A 24,884-nucleotide genomic window follows, 5' to 3' on the forward strand; every position below is an offset into this window, starting at 1 on the left:
CCGGCCAGGCAGCTCAGAATCAGTAGATGCTGAACGGGAAGTACTTGTCGTTGATCTTTTTGTAGGTGCCGTCAGCGACGATTTCTTTCAGCGCAGCGTCCAGCTTCTCGCGAATCGGGTCGTTCTTGCGCACAGCGATACCGATCTTGTCGCTTTCTTCCACTGGGTCGCCCTTGAATTCGTAAGCACGGCCGGCGTCGCTTTTCAGCCACTCGTAGTTGACGTATTTGTCGGCCAGGATGCCGTCCAGACGACCCGAAGTCAGGTCCAGGTAGGCGTTTTCCTGGGTGTCGTAGAGTTTGATTTCGACGCCTTCCATGTTGTCTTCCAGCCAGGTACCGGCCAGGGTCGCGCGTTGAGCGCCGATAACCTTGCCTTGCAACGAAGCCTTGTCGGTCTTGAAGTCGACGTTTTTCGGTGCGATGAACTGCAGCTTGTTGGAGTAGTACGGGGCGGTGAAGTCCACTGCTTGCTTACGCTCGTCAGTGATCGACATCGAGGAGATCAGGAAGTCGAACTTCTTGGCGTTCAGCGCCGGGATGATGCCGTCCCAGTCGGACGTAACCACGGTGCACTCGACTTTCATCTTGGCGCACAGGGCATCGCCGATATCTTTGTCGAAGCCGACGACATTGCCACTGGCATCTTTGTTGTTGAACGGCGGGTAGGCCGCTTCGATGCCCATCTTCAAGGTCTCGGCGGCGACACCGGCACTGAAGGCCAGGGTGACGGCAGCGGCCAGGAAGATTTTTTTGTAGTTCTGCATGCGGGTAGCTCCGTTAGCGGTTGCTGGACATGAATTGTTTGCAGCGCGCCGAAAGCGGGTTTTCGAACACCTGCTGTGGCGATCCTTGCTCTTCTACCAGGCCTTGGTGGAGGAACACCACTTCGCTGGAAACCTGACGGGCGAAGCCCATTTCATGGGTCACGAGCAGCATGGTGCGGCCTTCTTCGGCCAATGCGCGGATGACATTAAGTACTTCCTGGACCATTTCCGGGTCAAGGGCGGAGGTGGGTTCGTCGAACAGAATGACCTTGGGCTGCATCGCCAGGGTGCGGGCGATGGCCGCGCGTTGCTGCTGGCCGCCGGAGAGTTGCGCCGGGTAGGCGTGGCGCTTGTCAGCGATGCCGACCTTGGCCAGTAAGGCTTCGGCGACTTCAATGGCTTCGGCCTTACTTTGGCCGAGTACGCGGCGCGGGGCTTCGATGATGTTGTCGAGCACGCTCATGTGCGGCCAGAGATTAAAGTTTTGAAATACAAAACCGATCTCGCTGCGCAGGCGATTGATCTGCTTGCCGTCGGCAGCGACCAATTCGCCGTTCTTGGCGGCTTTGAGCTTGAGTTCTTCGCCGGCTACCAGGATCTGGCCCTGATGCGGGTTTTCCAGCAGGTTGATGCAACGCAGGAACGTGGACTTGCCGGAACCGGAGGAACCCAGGATCGAGATCACATCGCCGTCGCGGGCGGTCAGCGAGATGCCTTTGAGCACCTCAAGCTGTCCGTAGCGTTTGTGCAAGTTGCGGATTTCAAGCGCGGGCGTGGCCTCAGCCATGTGCGTTCCTCATAGTGTTTTGCGCTCCTGCTATTGGCGGCCTTCCTGGCGAGGCGGCCAAGCTAGCATAGCGTTCGAATGGCAGCCAACAGCGCTACGGACGGTAAACGGGTGGCATGTGGCAGGTTGTCGCATCGGCACAGCAGACTGTCGCCCCATCAACAACCGAACAGCCGTTTGAACACGCTTGGACGTGGCTGTCGCGTAAAAAAAGGCGCGATGTTGCCAGCTTTGGCGGGGTGTTGGAAGCGCTAACCGGACAAACGTACCCGAACTGCACTTTTATTGTGCGCGCCTGTATTTCTTGATGTCTTTTTGGTGCGCAGATTCGTTACTGAAGTGGGTGGCAGGGTAACGCTCTGGCGAAATGCCATTAATCTCAATGACTTGCGATAACTGCTCGATCTGCGTGCAGGCCCCGTGTAACGGGCGCGTGAAACATTTTGGCGCAATTATTGCGTGCAGAATAAGAAACGCCCTGTTGGATTCTTTTTACGAGAAGGGATGTCAGACCGGGCCGACGTCATCGCTTTACTTGCAAAGGTAGTTTTAATGAGCAGTAGCCAAAGCTCCTCCAATGGCCTTGAACAGGGGCTAAAACCGCGTCATGTGACCATGCTGTCGATCGCCGGAGTAATCGGCGCCGGCCTGTTCGTCGGCTCCGGTCACGCCATTGCCGCTGCTGGCCCGGCCGTGCTGTTGGCTTATGCGGCCGCCGGTGCCCTAGTGGTTCTGGTCATGCGAATGCTCGGCGAGATGGCCGTTGCATCGCCAGACACAGGTTCCTTCTCGACGTACGCCGATCGCGCGATTGGTCACTGGGCCGGTTTCACCATCGGCTGGCTCTACTGGTGGTTCTGGGTTTTGGTTATCCCGCTGGAGGCTAACGCTGCCGCGACCATTTTGCATGCCTGGTTCCCGAACGTGGCGATCTGGGCCTTCACCTTGGTTATCACCTTGCTGCTGACCGTGACCAACCTGTTCAGTGTGAAGAACTACGGAGAGTTCGAGTTCTGGTTCGCCCTGGTCAAAGTCGTAGCGATCATCGGCTTTATCGGTCTTGGCATTCTGGCAATCTTCGGCTTCCTGCCGACCAGCCAGGTCAGCGGCGTGTCGCATTTGTTTGACACTCAAGGCTTCCTGCCAAACGGCATGGGCGCGGTGCTGGGTGCCATCCTGACCACTATGTTTTCCTTCATGGGCACTGAGATCGTGACCATTGCGGCCGCGGAATCGAAGAACCCTGGCCAGCAGATTTCCAAGGCTACCAACTCGGTGATCTGGCGGATTGGCTTGTTCTACCTCGTCTCCATCTTCATCGTTGTGGCCTTGGTGCCATGGAATGACCCGATTCTGGCCAGTGTCGGTTCCTACCAGACCGTGCTGGAGCGCATGGGTATCCCGAATGCCAAGCTGATCGTCGATATTGTGGTTCTGGTTGCGGTAACCAGCTGCCTGAACTCGGCGCTCTACACTGCTTCGCGCATGATGTTCTCGTTGGGCAAACGTGGCGATGCGCCGGCCGTTTCCCAGCGCACCAACAGCAGCGGCACACCTTACTGGGCTGTGATGCTGTCGACCGCTGCTGCGTTTCTTGCAGTGTTCGCTAACTACGTGGCCCCGGCCGCTGTATTCGAATTCCTGCTGGCCAGCTCGGGCGCCATCGCGTTGCTGGTGTACCTGGTGATCGCGATTTCGCAACTGCGTATGCGCAAACAGCGTATGGCTCGCGGTGAAAAAATCGCCTTCAGCATGTGGCTGTTCCCGGGCCTGACCTACGCCGTGATCGTATTCATTGTCGCGGCCCTGACCATCATGCTGTTCCAGGAAGCCCATCGCGTGGAGATTCTCGCGACCGGTTTGCTAAGCGCACTCGTGGTGGCGGCGGGGTTGCTGGTAGCTCGACGTCGTCGCAACGAGAAGTTGACCGCAGCGATAGCGCGCTGAGTGTTCTGACTCAAAGTAAACGCGGTAGAAACACCGAACGACCGTCATCAGAAATGATCACGGTCGTTTTTGCTTTTTCGGTTGGCTATCTCATGGACAGAGTGATGGCTAAATAGTAGCCTTCTTGGCGAATGTGCATTTCGGTGTTTCCGGGATGCGATGGAGTTTCAGGACACGGATTGTTCGATGCCCCCAGCCTTCCTGGCTAAAGCCCCCCGAGCCTTTCTTGCCTGCTCCCTCATCTGAAGAGTGTTCACAGATGCATTTGCGTGTACCTGTTGTTTATGACGGCAGGTCAGAGTCAGCGCTGCATGGAGATAGCCCGGCCGTTCAGCCAACCCATTAGGGCATCAAGGAGACAGGCATGGCGTTTACATCGGTTGTGTTCAAAAACCCTAACACCGGTGCCATGAAAGAAGCGCCAATCGGCTTCTCGTGGACGGTGTTTTTCTTTGGCTTTTTTCCGCCACTGTTCCGTGGTGATATCAAATGGGCAGCGATCATGTTCATTGTGGCCTGCTTCACCTTCGGCCTCAGCAACATCGTGTTCATGTTCATCTACAACAAACTCTACGTGCGTGACCTGATCGGTTCCGGCTACAAAGCTCAATCCATCGCCAGCGGCGACCTGAGCTATGTGAGCGCGAAGATCGGCATGGAAATTCCACGTCTGGAAGCTGTCGCTGGCTAAGATTTGAATTTTCGGGTGGCAAACAAAAAACGGGCGCAATCAGTGATGATTGCGCCCGTTTTTTGTTTGCCCGGGTTTCAGTTTTCAGACTGATTCGCCCTTTGACTCGCCTTCGTCCAGCGACTGACGATAACTGTCCAGCGCATCGCCAAAGTCGGTGATGAATTGCGGGTCGGTCAGCCAGGCCTGGGCGGCGTCGCGGTCCATGCCGTCGGCCCACATGCGGTAGTCGATCAGCATGTCGGCGGCCAAATGTGTGGCGGCCATGGCTTCGTTGTCGGCGTTTTCCATGTCCAGCAGTTCTGGATGATCGCTGATGATTTCGGCGAGGTTCGACAGCAGGGTCAGCAGCATGTCGTTGCGGCTGGTAGCCTCGGCGTCACGCATTTTGCTGAACATCGCCAGGGTGTATTCCGGGATCGGCTCACCGATGTCGCCCAGATCATCGTCCAGCGCGGCGGGTTTTCTGCCGTGGATATTGATTTGCTTGGCTTTGATCTTGGCGCGTTTGGCGCGTTTCTGTTGCTTGTTCAGGGATGCCATGGGAACTCAGTCTGGTTTCTGTTGGGTTTGGGCCGCGATGGCGTCGGACGCCGCCACGTAGTCAGCCTGGAAGGCCGCAGATTCGATCCACGCCAGGGCGCCGGCTTCGTCGGTCTCGGTGGACCATTGGCGGTATTCGATCAGTGCCGCGAGGATGAAGTCCATTGCGCCTTCTTCGCCTTCCTGCTCGTACACCAGTTCCAGCAGCGGGTCTTCGAGGAAGGCTGCACACATCGCTTGCTGACTGGTTTTTTCAGCGTCGATCATTTTCTTGAACAGTTCGGTCAGGTCCACCGATTCGAAGTCGATGCGATCGTCGTTCGGGTCCAGCTCGACCGGCGCAGCGGCCCGCTGGGTGCGGTTCTGCTTGGCCTTGGCTTTGGCGCGGGAGGCGCGTTTGTTTTGCTTGTTGGCGGAGGCCATGGGCGTCGTTCCGTAATTCGTTGAGGGGGGCGCATCCATCAACTGCGTGGCACTCGCCGCCCGGGTGTATCGGGGGCCAGCTCGCCGGTTCGCAGCCAGGACAATGCAATGGGCCATAGTGTGGCTTGGTATGCGCTACGAAAAAAGGCGAAATGTCCGACTTCTTCTTCACCGATATCTTCAGGGGTGATTCGCAGGTGGGTGTTTGTACTGCCAGTGAAGTAGCCGAGCAGGCGTTCGATGGCCGCAATGGTGCCATAGGGATCGTCGCTGAGGCTGATCGCCAGGGTTTGGGCGGTGACATTGGCGAAGGGGAGCTGACCGTTTTTGGCGTGGATGACACGACCGCTGGGGCGTTTCTCGTATCGGGCGGTGGGCATGCTCCAGTCGCGGACTACACCGGCCGGGGTGTCTTCGAGCCAGCCGAGGCGTTTGCCGGGAAAATAGCCATAAAGCAGGGTCATCAATGGCATCGTCACGTGCCACTTCCCAAACATTCGCCAGCGATGGGCGGGGGCATAGTCGCGCCAGTAAGCGAACTGCGCACCCACCGTCACCAGGCGTCGGATCACATGCCCCGAGGCGCCCAACCCTGCCGCACAGCCGCCGAAGCTGTGGCCGACGACATTGATGGGTTGTTCTGCAAACTCGCGTTGCGCTCTTTGCAGCATCGCCTCGAAATCCAGCGCGCCCCAGTCGGACCATGAGGCTTCAAGTCCTTTCAACGACGCGGGGCGCGACTCGCCGATGCCGCGGTAGTCATAGGTGATCACGTCGAAGCCATTGGCGAACAGGTAATCGGCGAAGCGCGAGTAGTGTCGGCAACGGACTGAAGTAGCGGCGTTGATAATCACCACAGGACGGGTTGGGTCTTGATTCGCATGCCGCCAGGTGAAGCCGCCAAGGATGAAGCCGTCGGCGGCGGGTTCGTTGAACGGCTCTCCGGCGGCATTGGAGGGGCGTTTTCCGAATTGGAGCATTGGAAATTGCGTGAGCAGGATTTGTTGTCTCATTGGTGCTCCGTTGCTAACCGGGCCCATTCAGAGCGAGAAAGTTTGTCTAGAGTTTGTCTACGGTATGGCGTCAGTAAAACGCCTGAGAATCCAGCGGCCTTTGTGCAAACTGCCCGATTTTTCAATACTTTGGTCACGTGTCGACATCGAGTGCAGCAAATTGCGAAATTTGTTCTGCTTTTGTTTTTCGTCTAAAGCATCCGATAGTTTATCTAGGATTAGCGCGACTAGCTCAAGGCGTGATGCTGACCCATATTGCCTCAAATAATCGAGAATCAGATCTTTGTAGTAGCCATCATTGAAAGCCCGGTTGCGAATATAGTCGCTTTGGTTTCCCGTGCTGCGCGCCACTTGGGCGGCAGCGTAATAATTCGGTTTTCGCCCCTCGATAAGCCCTTGCTTGCGCAGCAAGGCCGCGGCATTTTCTGTGATGGGTTGTCTTTTCTGCACCCTGTCCAGCAGCATGACTGTGTTCAATGGCAGATCCTGATTTTCCAACAGTAGACGGGTGTAGTTTTCGTCGATCACGTTCCCGTAAATCTCCAGCACAACTTTGTTTTCCTTGGACTTGCTGTAGTCCGGCAGTGGGAAGTATCGGCTACGTTGGGACAGAGTCATGGTGGAAATTCCGAAACCCATGGTGTCGATCATGTTCAAGCCGACCATCGCTTGGGTGAGCCAAGGGTTACGGTAGCGGCTTGGCGTATGCTCGCCGCTGAAGTAGTCCTCAGGTTCACCCTCATAGAAACCTCCAGCATTTTCGAATACCAATCTGTCGACGCGCTCGATGACGATGATGCGTGAGCGCAGTTGATAGTCCTGATGGGCAATGCAGTTGTGCAAGGCTTCCAGGATGACGCGAGTGTCATATTTGCTGACTTCGGTGGCCAGTAATTGGTTTTGTGGAAAAAGCTTGTAGTCAATATTACGTATGCGATGCAGCACCTGAGTCGTCGTCAGTAAAAACGGTAGGCCAAAGTGTTCGTATGCCTGTTCTTCGCCTGCGAGTTTCCAGGTGATTTGTGCCAGGGTTGGCAGAAAATGACTGGCTTCTCGTTTGCCCACCAACAACAAAGCGGAGTGCGTGATGCACCCCTGAATAGTCAGCTTCGCTTTGTCCAGAAAAGTCGCCAGATCCCAGGTTTGAATGTCTTCAGCAAATGAAGCATTGCGGTGTTTCTCCGCAAACTTCTGTCGTGCTACGTCGACCGCCTGTTCATCAAGGTCGGCGTGGGTCGCGCCTAATACCGTCTGAGCCGACCAATCCTGTATGTCGATTGGCTCATTCAAAATAGCCTCTAGCCGTTCCTGCCGCATCTCAATCAATACATCGTCCAACCGCTGCCATGCTTTATCGTGCGCATAAACCGGCAGCCTCGGCCTATGCCTGGGAATATGAAACACCCAGACGGTCTTGCCGATATCGCTGGTAGTGAAACTTTCGATGCAAAAACCTTCCGAGTTCAGATTGCAGCAACGCCCGAGCAAACGCTGGCGAATGTTTTCAGGTGTGTAGTCATGAAACTGCTGGACTCCGACAATGTGTAGCGAACAATCCTGGACGCCGATCACCAAATGACCTCCGGCCATATTTGCGATGGCGGATAGATAACTCGCAATATCTGCACCTTTGCGTCCGGACACGGCATGAGTAAGGTTCTTGAACTCCTTCCACTCGCAGGCAGTGTTTTCCTTGGGGTATTTGCTGCGTAGGTAGTTTTGAAGGGCCAACTCGTTCACCGGATTACCCTGCCACGCAACCGCTCCTCAAGCACCGCCCATTCCCGATCCAGTTCTGTGCGAAGTTCCTCCTCGCTCGGCAGCACCAGCCGGTAGGTACTGGCGAACAGTTGTTCGTTACCTTGCAGCACTGAATAGCGCACCACCGATTCATCTTTCTGCGCGCAGAGAATGAGGCCGACGGTGGGGCTATCCTCCGGTCCGCGCTTGAGGTCGTCGTACATGCGCACGTACATGTCCATCTGGCCGACATCCTGGTGTGTCAGTACGCCGCGCTTGAGGTCGAAGATGACGAAGCACTTGAGCAGGTAGTTGTAGAACACCAGGTCGATGTAGAAGTCTTTGCTCTCGGTACTGATGCGTTGCTGGCGAGCGATGAAGGCGAAGCCTTTGCCCAGTTCGAGCAGGAAGCCCTGAAGTTGATCGATCAAGGCTTGTTCAAGTTCGCTTTCCTGGACCAAGCCCGCATTGGGCAGGCCGAGAAACTCCAGTAGCACGGGGTCCCGGATGAATTCCCGAGGGCTGGCGTTCATTTGCTGGATGTTGGTGTCGGCTTCCTGTTTGACGGCGGACCGGTCGCGACTCGCCAGCAGGCGTTCGTAATAGAGGGTATTGATCTGGCGCTCGAGGGCGCGACTTGACCAGTTCTGCAGAGCTGATTCGTTCATGTACCAGTGGCGAGCGCTGTCGTTGTCGACTCGCAGCAGTCTGCGGTAGTGGGTCCAGCTCAATTCGTGACGCAGTGCGTCACGAATTGGGAATGCTTGATAGAACTGGCGCATGTAGCGAAGGTTGGAAGCGTCGAAGCCTTTCCCAAACTCCGACGTCAGTACTTTCGCCAGCGTCGATAGCAGTTGCTTGCCATAAACCGCGCGCCGAGCGCCTTCCTGCTCGAACTCCACAATATGCCGTCCGATTTGCCAACAGGTTTGCACCTGAACGGTATCGACCGCTCGCAGCACCTTCTGACGCGCTTCACGGATCAATTCGCCAAGATTGCCGAGCAGTGAAGTGATCTGTGAATCTTGAGTGTTATCGGGTTTGAGAGGGCTCATGACATTTTCCGCAGCTGAAGGAAACAGGCGCAAGAGGATGGCAAGGGAGTGATAGTCCGCGATGCCGGGCGTTGCTGGTAAATCGGAAGGAAAGGCGAGTTTGTTTTGCAGGACCGGGCCGACGGAAACCCATGCAGGAGGAGCGCATCACGTAGTCCGATTCGCAGTGAGCCCAAGTGCGAATCGATCTAAAACTTGAACATTCGGTAACAAATCTAAAAAGAGTAACGATTGGGTTCTGCGTAACCCGGGAGTCGCCATCATGAAGAACGTCCATTCATTCATGCTGCCCATCGCCGCCGTCGGCGTACTGATGTTTCCAGTCGTGCTTAACGCCGCCAGTCTTGAACCGATCGATCCCTCAGGCGTGCAAGTCCAGCAGCAACAGCAAAACGGGATTACCTACCTGTCCGGCGGTATTGGAGAGGATGAGGCTAAAGCTATCCAACAAACGCAGGGCTATAACCTGCACATGACCTTTTCTACCGGGCCTAAGGATGAATACGTTCCCGATGTGGATGTGGTCATTCAAAAAGCCGCAGGGCAACCCGTGCTGACGCTGAGTGAGGCTGGGCCGCTGGTTTACGTTCAGCTGCCTGCCGGCAAGTACACCGTTGTCGCGACACATAAGGGAGAGGTGCGGCGTGATACAGCGGATGTAGGCAGCGGTGCTGCTCGCAATCTGGTTTTCCACTGGGGTGGTGAAAACTAGCAAGGAAGGACGACTTGCACGATGTCTGATCAAATCCCAGGCATAAAAAAACCCTGAATCTTGCGATTCAGGGTTTTCGGTATTTGGTGCCCAGAGACGGAATCGAACCGCCGACACGGGGATTTTCAATCCCCTGCTCTACCGACTGAGCTATCTGGGCAACGGGGCGCATTAAACTGGTTTTTCAGGGGGTCGTCAAGAAAGTTTTCAAAAAAATTTTAATTATTACCGTCGCTTACGATCCACCCCCCGAAAAAGCGGGGTTATTCAGCCGGCGGAACGTAGCCTTCGGCCTTGGCGTATTCCTCGCCGGAAAAGAACTTGTCCATCTCGCCTTGAAGATATTTGCGATCTTCGGCGTTCATCATGTTCAGGCGCTTTTCGTTGATCAGCAGGGTCTGGTGTTTCTGCCAGTCGGCCCACGCCTTGGCCGAGACGTGGTCAAAAATATCCTGGCCTTTTGCGCCTGGGAACGGGGCGCGCTCCAGGGCGGGCAATTCTTCTTTGTACTTGCGGCACATGATGGTGCGGGTCATGACGACTCTCCTGCGTTCAATACGACGGCCGCGCGTTCGAGCAAGGTTTTGACCGGGGCGGCAAGGCCCAGGCGCGGCGGGGTGGCGAGGTTATACCAGAGCCAGTCGGCCTCGGCCACGTGATGGCCGGCCTCCTGGACCTGAACCAGCCAGGGTTCGATGGATAACTGAAAGTGGCTGAAGGTGTGCACCAGGCTCGGCAGTGCCTGTTGGCTGCCCAGTTCCAGCGAGTGCTGCGAAGCCAGATGTTGCAGGTCGTCGAGGTCGTCGAGTTCCGGCAGGCTCCAGAGACCGCCCCACAGGCCCGTGGAAGGGCGACGGTAAAGCAGAATTGCCCCTTCACCGTTGGCGAGCATCGGCATCAGCGTGCGCTTCTGTGGCACGGCTTTGCGCGGCTTGGGGATCGGGTAGCGGGTTTCCAGGCCAAGCATGTGCGCCTCGCAGCCCTTTTCCAGCGGGCAGAGCAGGCAACTCGGTTTGCTGCGGGTGCAGAGCGTGGCGCCCAGGTCCATCATCGCCTGGGTGTAGGCGTTGACCCGATCGTATGGCGTAAAGCGCTCAGCGTTGGCCCACAGCTGTTTGGCAACCTTGGGCTCGCCCGGATAACCCTCTTGCGCGGTAAAGCGCGCCAGCACCCGTTTGACGTTGCCATCGAGGATCGGCGCCCGCAGGCCCATGCTCAGGCTGGCAATTGCGCCGGCCGTGGACAGGCCGATACCCGGCAGATCGGTGAGCTTTTCCACATCACGGGGAAACTCTCCGCCGTATTCGGCAACGACAATCTTCGCGGTCTTCTGCAAGTTGCGCGCGCGGGTGTAATAACCGAGGCCGGTCCACAGGTGCAGCACTTCGTCTTCCGGCGCGGCGGCCAGGGCTTCGACCGTCGGCAATGACGCCATGAAACGGTCGAAGTAGTTCAGCACAGTGCTGACCTGGGTTTGCTGCAACATGATTTCCGAGACCCATACCCGGTAAGGGGTGATGCCCTGCTGCCAAGGCAAATCGTGGCGGCCGTGGCGGTCGTACCAATCCAGCACCGCCGTTGAAAACTGCTCGGCTCTCATCGCTTGAACAGCCCCTTGAGCGCGTTTTTCAGTTCCGGGCTGACTTTATCGCCAAGCTTCTCGTCGATTTTTTCGCTGATCCGCTCGCCGGCCAGTTTGCTCGCGACTTGTCCCATGCGTTCGTTGTCGAGACGGCAAGCCTTGGCACCCAGTTCCAGCGGACCACGGCAGCGCAGTGGCCACTCGATGCCGACGAAGCGCTCGCTGACCTGGCAGGCCGGGTCCGGCATGTCGCTCTTGTCGCCTTCGACGATCACGCCGACGCGGTAATCCATGCCCAGCACCCGCAGGTCGATGTCGCCGTTACCGTTGACGGTCATGCCCGGGATGCGCACTTTCAGGTCCTGGTTACTGGCCACGCCGTTGTGGAAGATCAGGTTGCCCTTGAGCTCTTCGAACGGTGTGTCCTTGCCTCGTGGCTCGCCGGTGAGGGTTTTGCGATTCAGGGTGGCGATGCCTTTGCACAGTTGCTGCTCAAGATTGGCATTGAGCAGTACGCCATTGTTGATAACGAAACTGGCATTGCCGTTGAGGTTATCGATCAGCACGCTCTGGCTATTGCCGCTGCTGGTCAGCGCGCTATCGAGCGTAACCAGGCCTTGAACCGGGGGATTTTTCCCCTGGCTTTCGAGGATTTTTTCTACAGGCACTTTGCTGATGCGCGTCTGCATGTTCAGCGCCGGCACTTGCTGGCGCACGTCCAGGGTACCTTTGGCTTCGAAGTTGCCGTCGTACAGGTCGCCGCGCAGGTTCTCCAGCGTCAGCAGGCCGCCAAGGCCTGTGGCCTTGAGTGCTGCATTCTGAATCGGCATTTTGTCGAGGGTCAGCTGGCCGAAGGTCAGGTCGGCGTTCACATCGAGTTTGCTCAGACGCTCCACCGGCAACAGACGTTCGGTGCTCCACGGGCCTTTGGTCGGTGAGGGTGGCAGCGGTGAGCTGCCTGCGCCGGCCATGGCCTCGTTCTCGGTGTTGGCTACTTCGGCCTGACGCACCTGTTTCGCGCTGTCGGCTTCGGCGGATTTTGGCGGCAAGTAACGATCGACGTTGAAGGTGTCAGCCTTGAGGTTCAGTCGCAGCGATTGCTTGGCGAAGTCCTCGACAGCGATGCGGCCGCTGAAAGTGCTGTCGTCGAGTTTCAGGTTGAGGCTGTCGAGGGACAAACTGGTCGGTGTGCCGGCAACCTGGCTGGCCAGTTCGACTTTGCTCAGGCTGCCTTCGGCCATCGCCGGGAGTTTCTGGCCGATGCTGTCGACGAATTTCGCCAGATCGAACTGGGCAATCGACAGGCCACCGCTGATTTGCGGGGTCTTGTCCAAGTCGTTGGCCTTCAGTTCACCCAAGGCGCGCAGCTGGTTGGCGGAGATTTTGATGCCGGTCCATTCGGCGACGTTGGCGGCCTTATCCAGCAGCAACTGACCTTGAGCGGCGAAGGTCATGGTCTTGCCTTGCAGCGGATCGCCTGCGACTTCACCGGAGAGTTTCATGTCTTCGAATTTGTAGCGCTGCAGCGCCCGCTCGAAACGTAACTCGCCGGCCAGCTCGGTCCGCACCCGCAGAACCGGTTGGTTGGTACCGAGAAATGCGGTGAGTTTGACCGGGATGTTGGTCGAGTCGTGCACGGGGCCGGTGCTCAGCTGGATGCTTTCGGCGCTGAACTGCTTGCCGGTTTTCTCATCGCTGTATTCAACGCGGGCGTTGTTAACGGTCAGGCTGTCGATGTCCAGGCGGATCGGCTGGGCCGGTTTTTCTGCTTGAGCGGTAGTCGTTGGCGCGGGTTCGCCGGTGGCGGCGGGCGGCGTGGCCGAGGTACTCGGGGTGGCAGGCGCCGGGACCTTGCCGATGTCTTCCCAGTTGCCGTGGCCATCCTTGTCGCGGTTCAGGCGCAGGTTCAAGCCTTCGACGCGCACATCGCTCATCTGCACTTCGCGGCGCAGCAGCGGAATCACGCGGACCGACAGGCCGAGCATCTGCAAGTCGGCGAACGGTTCAGTAGGCTTGGCCAGGGTCGCAACACTGGCTTCGTGCAATTCCAGGCCCAGCCAGGGAAACAGGCTCCAGCCGATATCGCCATTGAGCGTCAGCTCGATGTGGGCCTTGTCGCGGGCAATCTGGCGAATCTCGTCTTTATAGTCGTTGGGATCGAAGAGGTGGGTCAGGGCAAAGCCCAGCGCCACAATGATCAGCAACAGCCCGAGAAGTACCAGACCCAGGATTTTGCCGAACGCTTTCATGGGCGAGTCCTTGTATTAGTCGAATTCGAAATTTAGCCGGGGAGTATAGCGCTCCGAAGTGGCCGACCGGTCAGCGATCACGTCGGGAGCTCATCCAGCGGCACCTTCAGCTTAGCCGCCAGCGCTTGAGCTTCGAGGTGCCCGGCAGGCGCCAACAGCCGTAATGTCGCGCCTGATTGCGACGCCATTTTCTGCGCTTCGTTCACCAGACGCTCGGCAACGCCACGGCGACGGGTGATTTTTCGTACACATAGTTGGGACAGGTGCCAGACATCCTGGTGCCGTTGCAGGCGTGCCGCTCCTAACAGTCGATCATTGAAGCGGCCAGCGATCAGCGAGCCGTCCAGCAGGCAGCTTTCGATCAGCTGCAAATCCCCGGTGAATGGGGTAAACAACCAGTCCGGAGCATCGCGGTAGATCTTCTGCAGATCTTGCTGATCCTGGTAAGTGGCTTGGTTCAGCAGCTCGACAATGATCGGCATGGCGCCTCCTTTGAAAAGTTAATCCGCGTGAAAATGTATTTTCTTGGGTTGTACGAGAACAGACGACATACAAAAAGGTGATATCAGTTTGGTTTTTCTGTCACCTGCAAATGGTAACCTCTGCCCGTTCGTCCGTCCCTTCTGCGACGTGATGTCGCACCAAAATGGAGCTTCACCTAAAAAAGGTCATGCCTGCGTGCATTAAGGCTGGGGGTGAAGTACGGCTGGCGAACAATACTAATAATTGGGGGAAACACCATGACTACGAGCATCACGGCGGACGACTTTGCCGACCAGCCCGCGTTCCTGTCCAAGGAGCGCATCATCGCCAGGCCCGGTTTCAACCGTTGGCTGGTACCACCGGCCGCTCTGGCCATCCACCTGTGCATCGGCATGGCCTACGGCTTTTCGGTGTTCTGGTTGCCGTTGTCCAAAGCCCTGGGCGTCACCAAGGCCGTGACTTGCGCGCCAGACATGAGCTTCATCGCTCAGGTCTTTTCGTCTCAATGCGACTGGCCGATCTCGATGCTCGGCTGGATCTACACCTTGTTCTTCATCTTCCTTGGCTGCTCGGCAGCGATCTGGGGTGGCTGGCTGGAACACGCAGGTCCTCGCAAGGCCGGTGTGGTATCGGCACTGTGCTGGTGTGGTGGTCTGCTGATTTCGGCGCTGGGGGTCTATACCCACCAGATCTGGCTGATGTGGATCGGCTCCGGGGTCATTGGTGGTATCGGCCTGGGGCTGGGTTACATCTCGCCGGTCTCGACCCTGATCAAGTGGTTCCCGGACAAGCGCGGCATGGCAACAGGCATGGCGATCATGGGCTTCGGTGGCGGCGCGATGGTTGGTGCTCCACTGGCTGCAGCGCTGATGGGGCACTTCGCTTCGCCAACCAGCGTGGGCGTATGGCAGAGCTTCCTGGTAATGGCCGCGATCTACTTCGTGTTCATGATCGGTGGCGCGCTGTCCTACCGCGTTCCGCCAACCGGCTGGAAGCCTGAAGGCTGGACTGCTCCGGCAAAAAAAGCCTCGAACGCGATGATCACTCACCGTCACGTGCACGTGAATGTGGCCTGGAAGACCCCCCAGTTCCGTCTGGTGTGGCTGGTGTTGTGCCTGAACGTTTCTGCGGGTATCGGCATCCTCGGCATGGCTTCGCCGCTGTTGCAGGAAGTCTTCGCCGGTAAATTGCTCGGCACCGATCAGACGTTTGGTCAGCTGGACGCCGGGCAACTGGCCTCGATCGCAGCGATTGCGGCCGGTTTCACCGGTTTGCTGAGCCTGTTCAACATCGGTGGCCGGTTCTTCTGGGCCTCGTTCTCGGACTACCTGGGTCGCAAAAACACTTATTTCGTGTTCTTCGCCCTCGGTTTCGCGCTGTACGCGCTGATCCCGAACCTCGGTCACCTGGGCAACGTCGCGCTGTTCGTGGCGGCGTTCTGCATCATCCTGTCGATGTACGGCGGTGGTTTTGCGACGGTGCCGGCTTACCTGGCTGACTTGTTCGGTACGCAAATGGTCGGCGCGATCCACGGTCGTCTGCTGACGGCGTGGGCGGCGGCAGGTGTGTTGGGGCCGGTGTTGGTGAACTACCTGCGTGAATATCAGCTGAGCATCGGCGTTGAACGCGCAGCGGCATACGACATCACCCTGTACATCCTCGCGGGCCTGCTGGTACTGGGTTTCATCTGCAACCTGCTGGTGCGTCCGGTGGCCGACAAGTACTTCATGACCGAGGCCGAACTGGCCGCCGAACAAGCGCTGGGCCACGACAAAGGTGCTGACGCCAGCACTGTGCTGGAGTGGAAAGCGGATGCGGGTACCAAGCCTTTGGCAGTGGCTGCATGGCTGGTTGTGGGCATTCCGTTGGCATGGGGTGTTTGGGTGACGCTGCAGAAAACGGCAGTACTGTTCCACTAAATCCCCTGACTCTGATCGTTCCCACGCTCTGCGTGGGAATGCCTCCCGTGACGCTCCGCGTCACAGTCAGAGCGGACGCGGAGCGTCCAGGGCTGCACTCCCACGCAGAGCGTGGGAGCGATCAGTGGTCTTGGGATGCTTGTACTGACATGTACATCGCTGGTAGCACTGGATTCACTCCGTCAGTCATATCACCTCTCGTGTTTCTGTTTAGCGCCCGCGACCCTATAATGGCTGCCTTTTTCGCCCCAATGATTTTTGCGGAGCTGGTGATGGCCGAACGTATGGCGTCTGTCGAGCGCGACACTCTGGAAACCCAGATCAAAGCCTCGATCAACCTGGATGGCACCGGAAAGGCCCGATTTGATATCGGTGTACCTTTTCTTGAGCACATGCTGGACCAGATCGCCCGTCACGGGCTGATCGACCTGGATATTGTCAGCAAGGGCGACCTGCATATCGACGACCACCACACGGTGGAAGACGTCGGTATCACCCTGGGTCAAGCCTTCACCAAAGCCATCGGCGACAAGAAAGGCATTCGTCGCTACGGCCACGCCTACGTGCCGCTCGATGAAGCGCTGTCGCGTGTGGTGATCGACTTCTCCGGCCGTCCTGGCCTGCAGATGCATGTTCCTTATACCCGCGCGACCGTCGGCGGTTTCGACGTTGACCTGTTCCAGGAATTTTTCCAGGGCTTCGTCAACCACGCCAACGTCACCCTGCACATCGACAATCTGCGTGGGCACAACACCCACCACCAGATCGAAACCGTGTTCAAGGCTTTCGGCCGCGCCCTGCGCATGGCTGTGGAGCTGGATGACCGCATGGCCGGGCAAATGCCGTCGACCAAAGGCGTTCTGTAATGCAGACGGTCGCGGTTATCGATTACGGCATGGGCAACCTGCACTCGGTGGCCAAGGCCCTCGAGCACGTCGGTGCCGGCAAGGTGCTGATCACCAGCGATGCCGATGTGATTCGCGAAGCCGACCGGGTGGTTTTCCCCGGCGTTGGTGCGATTCGCGATTGCATGGCGGAGATCCGTCGCCTGGGCTTCGACTCGCTGGTGCGTGAAGTCAGCCAGGACCGCCCGTTCCTTGGCATCTGCGTGGGCATGCAAGCCTTGCTCGACAGCAGCGAAGAGAACAACGGCGTGGACTGCATTGGCCTGTTCCCGGGTCAGGTGAAGTTCTTCGGCAAGGATTTGCACGAAGACGGCGAACACTTGAAAGTGCCACACATGGGCTGGAACGAAGTGAAGCAGACGGTAGAACACCCGCTGTGGCACAACATTCCGGACCTGGCGCGTTTCTACTTCGTGCACAGCTACTACATCGCTGCCGGCAATGCGCGGCAGGTGGTGGGTAGCGGTCACTACGGTGTCGATTTCGCCGCGGCGCTGGCCGATGGCTCGCGTTTCGCCGTGCAGTTCCACCCGGAGAAGAGCCACACCCATGGCCTGCAATTGCTGCAGAACTTCGCTGCGTGGGATGGTCGCTGGTAAATGGCTGCCAAAAAGAAGCCGCCGATCCTGACCCTCACTCCCGAGCAGGAGAACGAGGCCAATCACAAGATCAAACGCTTCATGGAAGACCGCTTCGAACTGGACCTGGGTTCGTTCGAGGCGGCTGAAATCCTTGAGCTGTTTACCCGCGAAATTGCTCCGCACTATTACAACAGGGCGATTTTCGATGTGCAGACGCACCTCAAAGAGAGGTTCGAAAGCATCGAAAGCGACCTGTGGGCGCTCGAGAAAAACTGATTTCCGAGCCAAGCTGAACACTCGAATTTGAAGGTTTGCCAGATGCTGATTATTCCCGCTATCGATCTCAAAGACGGTGCCTGTGTTCGTCTGCGCCAGGGCCGCATGGAAGATTCCACGGTGTTCTCCGATGACCCGGTGAGCATGGCTGCCAAGTGGGTGGAAGGCGGTTGCCGCCGTCTGCATCTGGTCGACCTCAACGGTGCTTTCGAAGGCCAGCCGGTCAACGGCGAAGTAGTCACCGCCATCGCCAAGCGCTACCCGAACCTGCCGATTCAGATCGGCGGCGGTATCCGCTCCCTGGAAACCATCGAACACTACGTGAAAGCGGGCGTGAGCTACGTGATCATCGGCACCAAAGCCGTGAAAGATCCGGCTTTCGTTGCCGAGGCCTGCCGCGCGTTCCCAGGCAAAGTGATCGTCGGTCTGGATGCCAAAGACGGTTTTGTCGCCACCGACGGCTGGGCTGAAATCAGCACCGTTCAGGTGATCGACCTGGCCAGGCAATTCGAGGCCGACGGCGTGTCCGCGATCGTTTATACCGACATCGCCAAAGACGGCATGATGCAGGGCTGCAACGTTTCGTACACCGCCGCTTTGGCCGCGGCGACGAAGATTCCGGTGATCGCTTCCGGCGGTATCCACAATCTGGGTGACATCAAGTCGCTGCTCGACGCCAAGGCGCCAGGCATCATCGGCGCCATCACCGGCCGGGCGATCTACGAAGGCACCCTCGATGTCGCTGAAGCGCAAGCTTTCTGCGATTCGTACAAAGGCTGAGGACTCACCATGGCGCTGGCCAAACGCATCATCCCTTGCCTGGACGTGGATAACGGCCGGGTGGTCAAGGGCGTCAAGTTCGAGAATATTCGCGACGCCGGCGACCCGGTGGAAATCGCCCGTCGTTACGACGAGCAAGGTGCCGACGAGATTACCTTTCTCGACATCACCGCCAGCGTCGACGGTCGCGACACCACGCTGCATACCGTCGAACGCATGGCCAGCCAGGTGTTCATCCCGCTGACCGTTGGCGGCGGCGTGCGTACCGTGCAGGACATCCGTAACTTGCTCAATGCCGGTGCGGACAAGGTCTCGATCAACACCGCAGCAGTGTTCAACCCGGAATTCGTCGGCGAAGCAGCCCAGCATTTCGGCTCGCAGTGCATCGTCGTCGCCATCGACGCGAAGAAAGTGTCCGGTCCGGGTGAAACCCCGCGCTGGGAAATCTTCACCCATGGCGGTCGCAAGCCAACCGGCCTCGACGCCGTTGAGTGGGCGAAGAAGATGGAAGGCTTGGGGGCCGGCGAAATCCTGCTGACCAGCATGGACCAGGACGGCATGAAAAACGGCTTCGACCTGGGTGTCACCCGCGCCATCAGTGATGCGCTGGGGATTCCGGTGATCGCGTCCGGCGGTGTTGGCAACTTGCAGCACTTGGCCGACGGCATCCTCGAAGGCCACGCCAGCGCGGTGCTGGCGGCGAGTATTTTCCACTTCGGCGAATACACCGTGCAGGAAGCCAAGGCTTACATGGCTCATCGCGGCATCGTGATGCGTTAAACAGGCCAGTGGACAGTATGGCGGGCTCAAGGCACTCTTGGGCACGCCATGGATTCCGGTAGCCCGACATGCTTAAACGTCTTCTTCTTGTCCTCGCCAGTGCTTCCCTGTTGTTCATCAACGGAGTTCACGCCGAAGAAAATCCCGGCACCGGTCTGGTGTTGCTGACGGAAAACTTCCCGCCGTACAACATGGCGAAGAACGGCAAGAATTTTGCTCAGGACGAGAATATCAATGGCATCGCCGTGGATATCGTCCGCGAGATGTTCAAACGCGCCGACATTACTTACAGCCTGACACTGCGTTTCCCTTGGGAGCGAATCTACAAACTCGCCCTGGAAAAACCTGGTTATGGCGTGTTCGTGATGGCACGGTTGCCGGACCGCGAGAAACTCTTCAAGTGGGTTGGCCCTATCGGCCCGGACGACTGGATCCTGCTGGCCAAGGCCGATAGCAAGATCACCCTCGAGTCGCTGGAGCAGGCACGCAAATACAAGATCGGCGCCTACAAGGGCGATGCGATTGCCGAGACACTGGCCAAGCAAGGATTGAAACCGATTGTTGTGCTGCGCGATCAAGATAATGCAAAAAAACTGGTCAACGGCCAGATTGATCTGTGGGCCACGGGTGACCCGGCAGGCCGCTACCTGGCGCGCCAGGAAGGCGTGAACGGGCTCAAGACCGTGCTGCGCTTCAACAGCGCCGAGCTCTACCTGGCGCTGAACAAAGACGTGCCGGACGAAACTGTCGCCAAGCTGCAAGCCGCGCTGGATCAACTGCGCAAGGAAGGCATTGTTGATGACATCATGGGGCGCTATCTGTAGCCATTACCTCGATGGGGTCTGAAACGCAGCGTCCGGCGTCGCGCTCAAGTACATGGCACTTGTAAACACGTTATTCAATGTCGCCCTTGTCAGCTGCTGTTCCCGTGAGGCGACACCGATAATACAGAGCGCATAGGCGCCGCTTTGTGGCCCGATTTCAGTATTGATGTAAGCATCTTCAGCGCGGATGGCGGCGCTATAGTTGCGTGGCGCCTGACAATCCCGAGCGTTGTGGACCGTTTTGTAGCGGTAGAAGGGCGCCTCGAGGGAGAACCTGAAGTCCCACGTAGGCAATACGATCTGCTCATCCGCATTTTGCGTTCTATAAACGTATGACTTGAGCTTCCAGGGCTCCATGACAGTCAGTTCGACCGGCTCCAACGAACACTCCGCCCCATCGCGGGTAAAGACACCATCAATAAAGCACTTGTGCAGGAAGTTGGCCGAGTAGCTGTAGTTGAAACGGGCGGCCTTGCAAGACGTCGAGTGCTCACAATCGGGCGGCGCTGGGGTATTGCGCGAGATCACGACTTTACTGACGATGCCGGTGATTTCATTGGTGCGGCGGTTCAGCATCGGGCTACCGGAGCTGCCAGCGTGAAGATCGCAGCTGTTTTTCATGGCCAAAGGGAAAACCCCAGGGTGATCGATAAACGTTCCGGCGGTTTGTTCAGCACAGGCGCTCAATCGAAGCCCCTGTTCGGTAAAGCCGCCCGGCGCGCCAACGTTAAGCGCATCCTGACTTTCGTAGGTTTGATGGGAGGCCAGCTTGAGCGGGTTGATCCCGGCCTGTATCAGCGACGCCAATGTTGCGTCTACCTCCAGTACTGCAAGATCGGTCCCGACCAGACTGCTCCATCGGGCAGTTCGGATGGTGTATTGGCGCTTACGCTGTGGTACGTCATGAAAGTAGCGGAAGGTGACGCTGGCTTTCAAAGGCAGATTGGTCCGCGCCGAACCGTACTCAAAGAATACGCAATGACCGCTGGTGAGCAGGTAAGCAGGGCCAGTGGCTCGGCCTTGCCTGTTTCGCGTATCCAGTAGAACGGCGCTGCAAGTCTCGCCCGAGTGGAGACTGAGTCGTCCCACGCCGCTCCAGATTTCATAAAAATGTTTGCTGTTTTGCAGTGCCCTTGACGGTGAGTCGTTGACAGCACCTTCGCCCAAGTCGCGGGCCTGCCCGGCGGAAATAGCCAGCAGGCCAATCAGGCCGGTGAAGCAAAACAAGCTGAGATATTTCATGTCCATTCCTTGGTGATGAAATTCGGGGTGAGCGCTATCGTGGCACGCGTCTGTGTGCCGACAGGTATAAATAGTTATCGCGAAATGGAGTGGGCTGCGAGCAATTACCGGGCGGTCGGGAGGCGGTACTGGCCATCCTTGCCATGTGCCGCCGTCGCGCGATTGCCGCGCACGCTGATCATTTGTTGGATATCGATCCAGTCAATGCCCTGAGCCTTGAGCTTGGGCAATTCACGTTCAAGCACCGCCAATGTCTGCGGATACGGATGCCCGATCATCACCGCAGAACCCTGCTTGCGCGCCAGGCTGATAGCCGTTTGTAGCTGAGTGAAAATCGCGGTTTCAGTGGGCTCGTCATCGAGGAACACATCCCGCGAAACGCTCGCCAAACCGATTTTCTGCGCCTCGGCGGCGGCCACGGTTTGTGCACTGGTGCGGCTGTCGACGAAGAGCTTGTGTCGACGCTGCAAGTCGGCCATCAGCCAGGCCATGGCCGGTTGCTGGGAGGTCATGCGGCTGCCCATGTGGTTGTTGATACCAGCGGTATACGGCACAGCCTTGAACGCCGCGTTCAAGCGCTTCTCGAGTTCTTCGATGGGCAACTCGGGATGCCAGGCGAACGGCCCGGTGGCCGGGGCCATGGGCATGTGCAGGATGACGATCTTGCCGGCGCGATGGGCTTCGCGGGCGAACTCGGTGGCGTGGGGGGTGTCGGGCATGATCGCCACAGTGACCGGGCCGGGCAGCGCCAGCACGCGGCGATCCTGAAGCAGGTTCTGCCCCAGGTCATCGATGATCAGGCTCAGATAAGCCTTCGCCGGTGTGGCCGCCGTCGTGGCAGGCGCCGCGTGAGCGACACCCGCCAGACAGCACAGCAGACCGAGGAGCAACCGCAAGCGCATCTCAGCGGCCGGAGGTGATGCTCAGTCCTTTGAGCAGGCTCAGGGCCTGGGCCAATTGGTAATCGTCATCCTGCGGCATAGCCTTGGCTTTGCCACCGGAACCGGTCGGTTTATCGGCGCCGCCGTTGCCATTGCCCAAGTGACCTTGCAGATCGGCTTCCTTGAAGTATTCGCCGTCCTGCTCGTTGGTGATCTTGGCCTTGCGCACTTCGATGTCCGGGACGATGCCCTGAGCCTGGATCGAGCGGCCGTTCGGCGTGTAGTACAGCGCCGTGGTGATTTTCAGTGCGCGCTCGTTGTTCAGCGGCAACACGGTCTGCACCGAGCCTTTGCCGAAACTGGTGGTGCCCATGACCACGGCGCGTTTCTGATCCTGCAGGGCGCCGGCGACAATTTCCGAGGCCGAGGCGCTGCCGCCGTTGATCAGCACGACCATTGGCACGGCTTCGCTTTCGTCCTTGCCGGTGGCGGAGAAGCGCAATTCGGAGTTGGCGATACGGCCCTTGGTGTAGACGATCAGGCCTTTGGTGATGAAGTGGTCGACCACTTCCACCGCCGATTGCAGCACGCCGCCCGGGTTGTTACGCAGGTCGAGGACGATGCCGCTGAGCTTCTTGCCGTTGTCCTTGCGCAGCTTGACCAAGGCCTTGGAGACCTCTTCGCCGGTCTTGACCTGGAACTGGGTGATGCGGATGTAGCCGTAGCCGGACTCCAGCAGTTGGCTCTTCACGCTCTTCACTTGAATGATGGCGCGGACCAGGGTCACGTCGAACGGCGCACCGCCGTCGCGTACCAGGGTCAGTGTGATCTTCTGGCCGATCTTGCCGCGCATCTTGTCGATGGCTTCGGTCATGCTTTGGCCGCGAGTCGGCTGGCCGTTGATCTTGACGATGAAGTCGCCGGCCTGAATGCCCGCCTTGGAGGCCGGGGTGTCATCGATGGGCGAAACCACTTTGATGAAACCGTCTTCGGCGCCGACTTCGATGCCCAGGCCGCCGAATTCGCCGCTGGTGCTTTCCTGCAATTCAGCGAAGTCTTCAGGGCCCAGGTACGCGGAGTGCGGGTCGAGGTTGCTGAGCATGCCTTTGATGGCGTTTTCGAGCAGGGTCTTGTCGTCCACCGGTTCCACATAGGCTGCCTTGATCCGGTCCATGACTTCGGCAAAAGTGCGCAACTCGTCCAGCGGCAATGGCGCCTTGGTGGTCGCAGCAGTGCCTGCAGGTGCTACCACCGGGGCAGGCTCAGCGGCAAACGCTAACGGTGTGCCGATCACCAGGGCAATCGTCAGGGCCAGCGAGGTAAGGCGGGACAAATACAGCATGTCGAACGAACTCCTAATGTAGGTGACTCAACGCCTATCCTTGCGCGCGACACCATTGCGCCGGATCACTCGGGTGACCCTGCTGACGAATAGCGAAATACAGTGCTGGTGTGTCCTGTCCGCCACTGTTACCGACAGTGGAGATGGACTCACCGGCTTTTACCACGTCACCCGCAGACTTGAGCAGCGTCTGGTTGTGACCGTAAAGACTCAAAAAACCGTTGCCGTGGTCGAGGATCACCAGCAACCCGGCGCCTCGTAACCAATCGGCAAACACCACGCGGCCGCCGTGAACGGCATGCACCTGGCTGCCGGCGGAGGCGCTGATCATTACGCCGTCCCATTTGGTACGGGCATCGTCGCCACGGCTTTCACCGAAGCGCGCCAGCAGTCGACCATCAACCGGCCATGGAAGTTTGCCGCGGGAGGAGGCAAAGGGGCCGCCAAAGGTTTCGCCTGAACTTGAAACCAGTGCGCCGGGTGTCGATTTAACGGTTTTGCGTGGGGCGTCAGTGGCATCTGCTTCAGCCTGAGCCTCACGTAAACGCTTTTTTTCGGCTTCCTGCTGGGCGATCAGCGCTTTTTGCCGCGCCTCTTCTGCCTCTCGGGCCTGACGGGCCAGGGTTTCTTCGATGGTTTTAAGGACTTTAGACAGATCTGCCTGATCCTGCTCGCGCGCCGCCAGTTTCTGATCGCGGGCCTTCACGTCGTCGCTGAGTTTGGCCAGGACTTGCTGGCGCTCCTTGCGGACCTTGTCGAGTTCGTCGCGCTGGCTGTCGAGGCTGCTTTTCTGCACCAGCAATTGCGCCTGCTGCAGGCCGATGTCTTTTTCGACATTGGCCAGTTGGCGCAGGGTTTCGTTGAAATTCTTCAGCTGCTCCAGGCGGGCCTGGCTCAGATAGTCGTAATAGGTGAGGGTGCGAGCGAATTTTTCCGGGTTCTGCTGGTTGAGCAGCAGCTTGAGGTATTCCTGACGGCCATTCTGATAAGCCGCGCGGGCCTGGATGGCGATCAGTCGTTGCTGTTCAATGCGCGCGCTCTGGAGTTTTTTTTTCTCGGCATCGAGTCGCTGCAGCTCGGATTCGCTTTTCTTCAGCTCTTTTTGCAGGGCTTCGACCTGCTTCTCGAGCTTGCCCATCTCGGTTTCGGTGCCCTTGAGGTCTTTCTGCACCCCGGATTTTTCTTCCTGGAGTTTGCCCAGCAATTTTTTCAGCTCGGCAATGTCCTGACGCGTGGCGTCCAACTGTTGTTGGGTTTGCGTGCGCTCGTCGGCAAAGGCCGGTTGAAGCAGGCAAGTCAGGGCAAGGGCTATCAGGACGCGAAGCATAGAGGCGGGCGACACCAGGGAAAGGGACGGCCTAGT

The 24,884-nt window shown here is 58.2% G+C and carries 25 protein-coding genes and 1 tRNA gene; 10 read left to right on the top strand and 16 right to left on the bottom strand.

Annotated features, from left to right (window positions below; all coding sequences use genetic code 11):
- Window positions 1–19 precede the first annotated feature (19 nt).
- Together ACZ9IM_RS00845 and ACZ9IM_RS00850 are read right to left on the bottom strand one after the other, a co-directional pair.
- Window positions 20–766, bottom strand: a complete 747-nt coding sequence (locus ACZ9IM_RS00845; protein WP_427625430.1) for an ABC transporter substrate-binding protein — start codon at window positions 764–766, stop codon at window positions 20–22.
- A 13-nt stretch (window positions 767–779) separates the two neighbouring features.
- Window positions 780–1,553 (bottom strand): ABC transporter ATP-binding protein, encoded by a 774-nt coding sequence (locus ACZ9IM_RS00850; RefSeq protein ID WP_007897462.1) that lies wholly within the window; start codon window positions 1,551–1,553, stop codon window positions 780–782.
- 552 nt (window positions 1,554–2,105) lie between these two features.
- Here ACZ9IM_RS00850 and gabP point away from each other — a divergent pair.
- Window positions 2,106–3,500 (top strand): GABA permease, encoded by a 1,395-nt coding sequence (gene gabP, locus ACZ9IM_RS00855; RefSeq protein ID WP_427625428.1) that lies wholly within the window; start codon window positions 2,106–2,108, stop codon window positions 3,498–3,500.
- Window positions 3,501–3,864: 364 nt separating this feature from the next.
- Window positions 3,865–4,191: a hypothetical protein gene (locus tag ACZ9IM_RS00860; RefSeq protein ID WP_427625427.1), complete on the top strand. Its 327-nt coding sequence runs from the start codon at window positions 3,865–3,867 to the stop codon at window positions 4,189–4,191.
- Between the two features lie 84 nt (window positions 4,192–4,275).
- Here the strand turns inward: ACZ9IM_RS00860 and ACZ9IM_RS00865 are convergent, their stop codons facing one another.
- The 5 genes from ACZ9IM_RS00865 to ACZ9IM_RS00885 all read right to left on the bottom strand — a co-directional run bounded on the left by ACZ9IM_RS00865 (window position 4,276) and on the right by ACZ9IM_RS00885 (window position 8,965).
- Window positions 4,276–4,734, bottom strand: a complete 459-nt coding sequence (locus tag ACZ9IM_RS00865; RefSeq protein WP_063341864.1) for a hypothetical protein — start codon at window positions 4,732–4,734, stop codon at window positions 4,276–4,278.
- 6 nt (window positions 4,735–4,740) lie between these two features.
- Entirely contained in the window at window positions 4,741–5,157 is a 417-nt protein-coding gene (locus ACZ9IM_RS00870; protein ID WP_253547116.1) for a hypothetical protein, read from the bottom strand.
- 38 nt (window positions 5,158–5,195) lie between these two features.
- On the bottom strand, window positions 5,196–6,137 hold the full coding sequence (locus ACZ9IM_RS00875) for an alpha/beta hydrolase family protein (protein ID WP_427625448.1): 942 nt from the start codon (window positions 6,135–6,137) through the stop codon (window positions 5,196–5,198).
- Between the two features lie 90 nt (window positions 6,138–6,227).
- Complete coding sequence (locus ACZ9IM_RS00880) at window positions 6,228–7,910, bottom strand: RNA-binding domain-containing protein (protein ID WP_476223197.1); 1,683 nt, start codon at window positions 7,908–7,910, stop codon at window positions 6,228–6,230.
- Window positions 7,907–8,965 (bottom strand): PDDEXK nuclease domain-containing protein, encoded by a 1,059-nt coding sequence (locus tag ACZ9IM_RS00885; protein ID WP_427625425.1) that lies wholly within the window; start codon window positions 8,963–8,965, stop codon window positions 7,907–7,909. The genes ACZ9IM_RS00880 and ACZ9IM_RS00885 overlap by 4 nt, the downstream gene beginning before the upstream one ends.
- Window positions 8,966–9,227: 262 nt before the next feature.
- Between ACZ9IM_RS00885 and ACZ9IM_RS00890 the strand changes: the two genes are divergently transcribed.
- The gene (locus tag ACZ9IM_RS00890) at window positions 9,228–9,677 is read left to right on the top strand and encodes a carboxypeptidase regulatory-like domain-containing protein (protein WP_427625424.1); all 450 of its coding nucleotides are present in this window, start codon (window positions 9,228–9,230) and stop codon (window positions 9,675–9,677) included.
- An 84-nt stretch (window positions 9,678–9,761) separates the two neighbouring features.
- Here the strand turns inward: ACZ9IM_RS00890 and ACZ9IM_RS00895 are convergent.
- From ACZ9IM_RS00895 to ACZ9IM_RS00915, 5 genes are all read right to left on the bottom strand, one after another.
- Window positions 9,762–9,837 (bottom strand) — tRNA-Phe (locus ACZ9IM_RS00895).
- A gap of 103 nt (window positions 9,838–9,940) precedes the next feature.
- Window positions 9,941–10,213: an oxidative damage protection protein gene (locus ACZ9IM_RS00900; protein WP_007897448.1), complete on the bottom strand. Its 273-nt coding sequence runs from the start codon at window positions 10,211–10,213 to the stop codon at window positions 9,941–9,943.
- Window positions 10,210–11,277 (bottom strand): A/G-specific adenine glycosylase, encoded by a 1,068-nt coding sequence (mutY, locus tag ACZ9IM_RS00905; protein ID WP_427625422.1) that lies wholly within the window; start codon window positions 11,275–11,277, stop codon window positions 10,210–10,212. Before mutY ends, ACZ9IM_RS00900 begins: the two co-directional genes overlap by 4 nt.
- Window positions 11,274–13,508 (bottom strand): AsmA family protein, encoded by a 2,235-nt coding sequence (locus ACZ9IM_RS00910; protein ID WP_427625420.1) that lies wholly within the window; start codon window positions 13,506–13,508, stop codon window positions 11,274–11,276. The genes mutY and ACZ9IM_RS00910 overlap by 4 nt, the downstream gene beginning before the upstream one ends.
- A 77-nt stretch (window positions 13,509–13,585) precedes the next feature.
- The gene (locus ACZ9IM_RS00915; RefSeq protein ID WP_427625418.1) at window positions 13,586–13,990 is read right to left on the bottom strand and encodes an acetyl-CoA sensor PanZ family protein; all 405 of its coding nucleotides are present in this window, start codon (window positions 13,988–13,990) and stop codon (window positions 13,586–13,588) included.
- A gap of 258 nt (window positions 13,991–14,248) precedes the next feature.
- Between ACZ9IM_RS00915 and ACZ9IM_RS00920 the strand changes: the two genes are divergently transcribed.
- The 7 genes from ACZ9IM_RS00920 (at window position 14,249) to ACZ9IM_RS00950 (ending at window position 20,056) form a co-directional block, all read left to right on the top strand.
- Entirely contained in the window at window positions 14,249–15,910 is a 1,662-nt protein-coding gene (locus tag ACZ9IM_RS00920) for an OFA family MFS transporter (RefSeq protein WP_427625416.1), read from the top strand.
- Between the two features lie 272 nt (window positions 15,911–16,182).
- Window positions 16,183–16,776: an imidazoleglycerol-phosphate dehydratase HisB gene (hisB, locus tag ACZ9IM_RS00925; protein WP_007939452.1), complete on the top strand. Its 594-nt coding sequence runs from the start codon at window positions 16,183–16,185 to the stop codon at window positions 16,774–16,776.
- Window positions 16,776–17,414: an imidazole glycerol phosphate synthase subunit HisH gene (gene hisH, locus ACZ9IM_RS00930; RefSeq protein WP_008068774.1), complete on the top strand. Its 639-nt coding sequence runs from the start codon at window positions 16,776–16,778 to the stop codon at window positions 17,412–17,414. Before hisB ends, hisH begins: the two co-directional genes overlap by 1 nt.
- A complete protein-coding gene (locus tag ACZ9IM_RS00935; RefSeq protein WP_046045558.1) occupies window positions 17,415–17,672 on the top strand; it encodes a DUF2164 domain-containing protein in 258 nt (85 codons plus the stop codon).
- Window positions 17,673–17,714: 42 nt separating this feature from the next.
- The gene (gene hisA, locus ACZ9IM_RS00940; protein ID WP_007939449.1) at window positions 17,715–18,452 is read left to right on the top strand and encodes a 1-(5-phosphoribosyl)-5-[(5-phosphoribosylamino)methylideneamino]imidazole-4-carboxamide isomerase; all 738 of its coding nucleotides are present in this window, start codon (window positions 17,715–17,717) and stop codon (window positions 18,450–18,452) included.
- Between the two features lie 9 nt (window positions 18,453–18,461).
- The gene (gene hisF, locus ACZ9IM_RS00945; RefSeq protein ID WP_007897430.1) at window positions 18,462–19,232 is read left to right on the top strand and encodes an imidazole glycerol phosphate synthase subunit HisF; all 771 of its coding nucleotides are present in this window, start codon (window positions 18,462–18,464) and stop codon (window positions 19,230–19,232) included.
- A 68-nt stretch (window positions 19,233–19,300) separates the two neighbouring features.
- The gene (locus ACZ9IM_RS00950; RefSeq protein WP_123500040.1) at window positions 19,301–20,056 is read left to right on the top strand and encodes a substrate-binding periplasmic protein; all 756 of its coding nucleotides are present in this window, start codon (window positions 19,301–19,303) and stop codon (window positions 20,054–20,056) included.
- A 3-nt stretch (window positions 20,057–20,059) separates the two neighbouring features.
- Here ACZ9IM_RS00950 and ACZ9IM_RS00955 read toward each other — a convergent pair whose 3' ends face one another.
- From ACZ9IM_RS00955 to ACZ9IM_RS00970, 4 genes are all read right to left on the bottom strand, one after another.
- On the bottom strand, window positions 20,060–21,298 hold the full coding sequence (locus ACZ9IM_RS00955) for a trypsin-like serine peptidase (RefSeq protein WP_476223198.1): 1,239 nt from the start codon (window positions 21,296–21,298) through the stop codon (window positions 20,060–20,062).
- 104 nt (window positions 21,299–21,402) lie between these two features.
- The gene (locus ACZ9IM_RS00960) at window positions 21,403–22,200 is read right to left on the bottom strand and encodes a divergent polysaccharide deacetylase family protein (RefSeq protein WP_427625411.1); all 798 of its coding nucleotides are present in this window, start codon (window positions 22,198–22,200) and stop codon (window positions 21,403–21,405) included.
- Between the two features lies 1 nt (window position 22,201).
- A complete protein-coding gene (locus ACZ9IM_RS00965) occupies window positions 22,202–23,521 on the bottom strand; it encodes a S41 family peptidase (protein WP_427625410.1) in 1,320 nt (439 codons plus the stop codon).
- A 34-nt stretch (window positions 23,522–23,555) separates the two neighbouring features.
- Window positions 23,556–24,848: a murein hydrolase activator EnvC family protein gene (locus ACZ9IM_RS00970; protein ID WP_427625409.1), complete on the bottom strand. Its 1,293-nt coding sequence runs from the start codon at window positions 24,846–24,848 to the stop codon at window positions 23,556–23,558.
- Window positions 24,849–24,884 lie beyond the last annotated feature (36 nt).

It is taken from the genome of Pseudomonas sp. TE12508 (assembly GCF_056279485.1).

Bases quoted from the DNA above. Each gene is read 5' to 3' on its own strand.
- ACZ9IM_RS00870 (WP_253547116.1), bottom strand. From the start codon at position 5,157: ATGGCCTCCGCCAACAAGCAAAACAAACGCGCCTCCCGCGCCAAAGCC.
- ACZ9IM_RS00935 (WP_046045558.1), top strand. From the start codon at position 17,415: ATGGCTGCCAAAAAGAAGCCGCCGATCCTGACCCTCACTCCCGAGCAG.
- ACZ9IM_RS00970 (WP_427625409.1), bottom strand. From the start codon at position 24,848: ATGCTTCGCGTCCTGATAGCCCTTGCCCTGACTTGCCTGCTTCAACCG.
- mutY (WP_427625422.1), bottom strand. From the start codon at position 11,277: ATGAGAGCCGAGCAGTTTTCAACGGCGGTGCTGGATTGGTACGACCGC.
- ACZ9IM_RS00960 (WP_427625411.1), bottom strand. From the start codon at position 22,200: ATGCGCTTGCGGTTGCTCCTCGGTCTGCTGTGCTGTCTGGCGGGTGTC.
- ACZ9IM_RS00910 (WP_427625420.1), bottom strand. From the start codon at position 13,508: ATGAAAGCGTTCGGCAAAATCCTGGGTCTGGTACTTCTCGGGCTGTTG.
- hisH (WP_008068774.1), top strand. From the start codon at position 16,776: ATGCAGACGGTCGCGGTTATCGATTACGGCATGGGCAACCTGCACTCG.
- ACZ9IM_RS00875 (WP_427625448.1), bottom strand. From the start codon at position 6,137: ATGCTCCAATTCGGAAAACGCCCCTCCAATGCCGCCGGAGAGCCGTTC.
- ACZ9IM_RS00965 (WP_427625410.1), bottom strand. From the start codon at position 23,521: ATGCTGTATTTGTCCCGCCTTACCTCGCTGGCCCTGACGATTGCCCTG.
- ACZ9IM_RS00920 (WP_427625416.1), top strand. From the start codon at position 14,249: ATGACTACGAGCATCACGGCGGACGACTTTGCCGACCAGCCCGCGTTC.
- ACZ9IM_RS00890 (WP_427625424.1), top strand. From the start codon at position 9,228: ATGAAGAACGTCCATTCATTCATGCTGCCCATCGCCGCCGTCGGCGTA.
- ACZ9IM_RS00915 (WP_427625418.1), bottom strand. From the start codon at position 13,990: ATGCCGATCATTGTCGAGCTGCTGAACCAAGCCACTTACCAGGATCAG.
- ACZ9IM_RS00885 (WP_427625425.1), bottom strand. From the start codon at position 8,965: ATGAGCCCTCTCAAACCCGATAACACTCAAGATTCACAGATCACTTCA.
- ACZ9IM_RS00845 (WP_427625430.1), bottom strand. From the start codon at position 766: ATGCAGAACTACAAAAAAATCTTCCTGGCCGCTGCCGTCACCCTGGCC.
- gabP (WP_427625428.1), top strand. From the start codon at position 2,106: ATGAGCAGTAGCCAAAGCTCCTCCAATGGCCTTGAACAGGGGCTAAAA.
- ACZ9IM_RS00850 (WP_007897462.1), bottom strand. From the start codon at position 1,553: ATGGCTGAGGCCACGCCCGCGCTTGAAATCCGCAACTTGCACAAACGC.
- hisA (WP_007939449.1), top strand. From the start codon at position 17,715: ATGCTGATTATTCCCGCTATCGATCTCAAAGACGGTGCCTGTGTTCGT.
- ACZ9IM_RS00955 (WP_476223198.1), bottom strand. From the start codon at position 21,298: ATGAAATATCTCAGCTTGTTTTGCTTCACCGGCCTGATTGGCCTGCTG.
- ACZ9IM_RS00860 (WP_427625427.1), top strand. From the start codon at position 3,865: ATGGCGTTTACATCGGTTGTGTTCAAAAACCCTAACACCGGTGCCATG.
- hisF (WP_007897430.1), top strand. From the start codon at position 18,462: ATGGCGCTGGCCAAACGCATCATCCCTTGCCTGGACGTGGATAACGGC.
- hisB (WP_007939452.1), top strand. From the start codon at position 16,183: ATGGCCGAACGTATGGCGTCTGTCGAGCGCGACACTCTGGAAACCCAG.
- ACZ9IM_RS00950 (WP_123500040.1), top strand. From the start codon at position 19,301: ATGCTTAAACGTCTTCTTCTTGTCCTCGCCAGTGCTTCCCTGTTGTTC.
- ACZ9IM_RS00900 (WP_007897448.1), bottom strand. From the start codon at position 10,213: ATGACCCGCACCATCATGTGCCGCAAGTACAAAGAAGAATTGCCCGCC.
- ACZ9IM_RS00865 (WP_063341864.1), bottom strand. From the start codon at position 4,734: ATGGCATCCCTGAACAAGCAACAGAAACGCGCCAAACGCGCCAAGATC.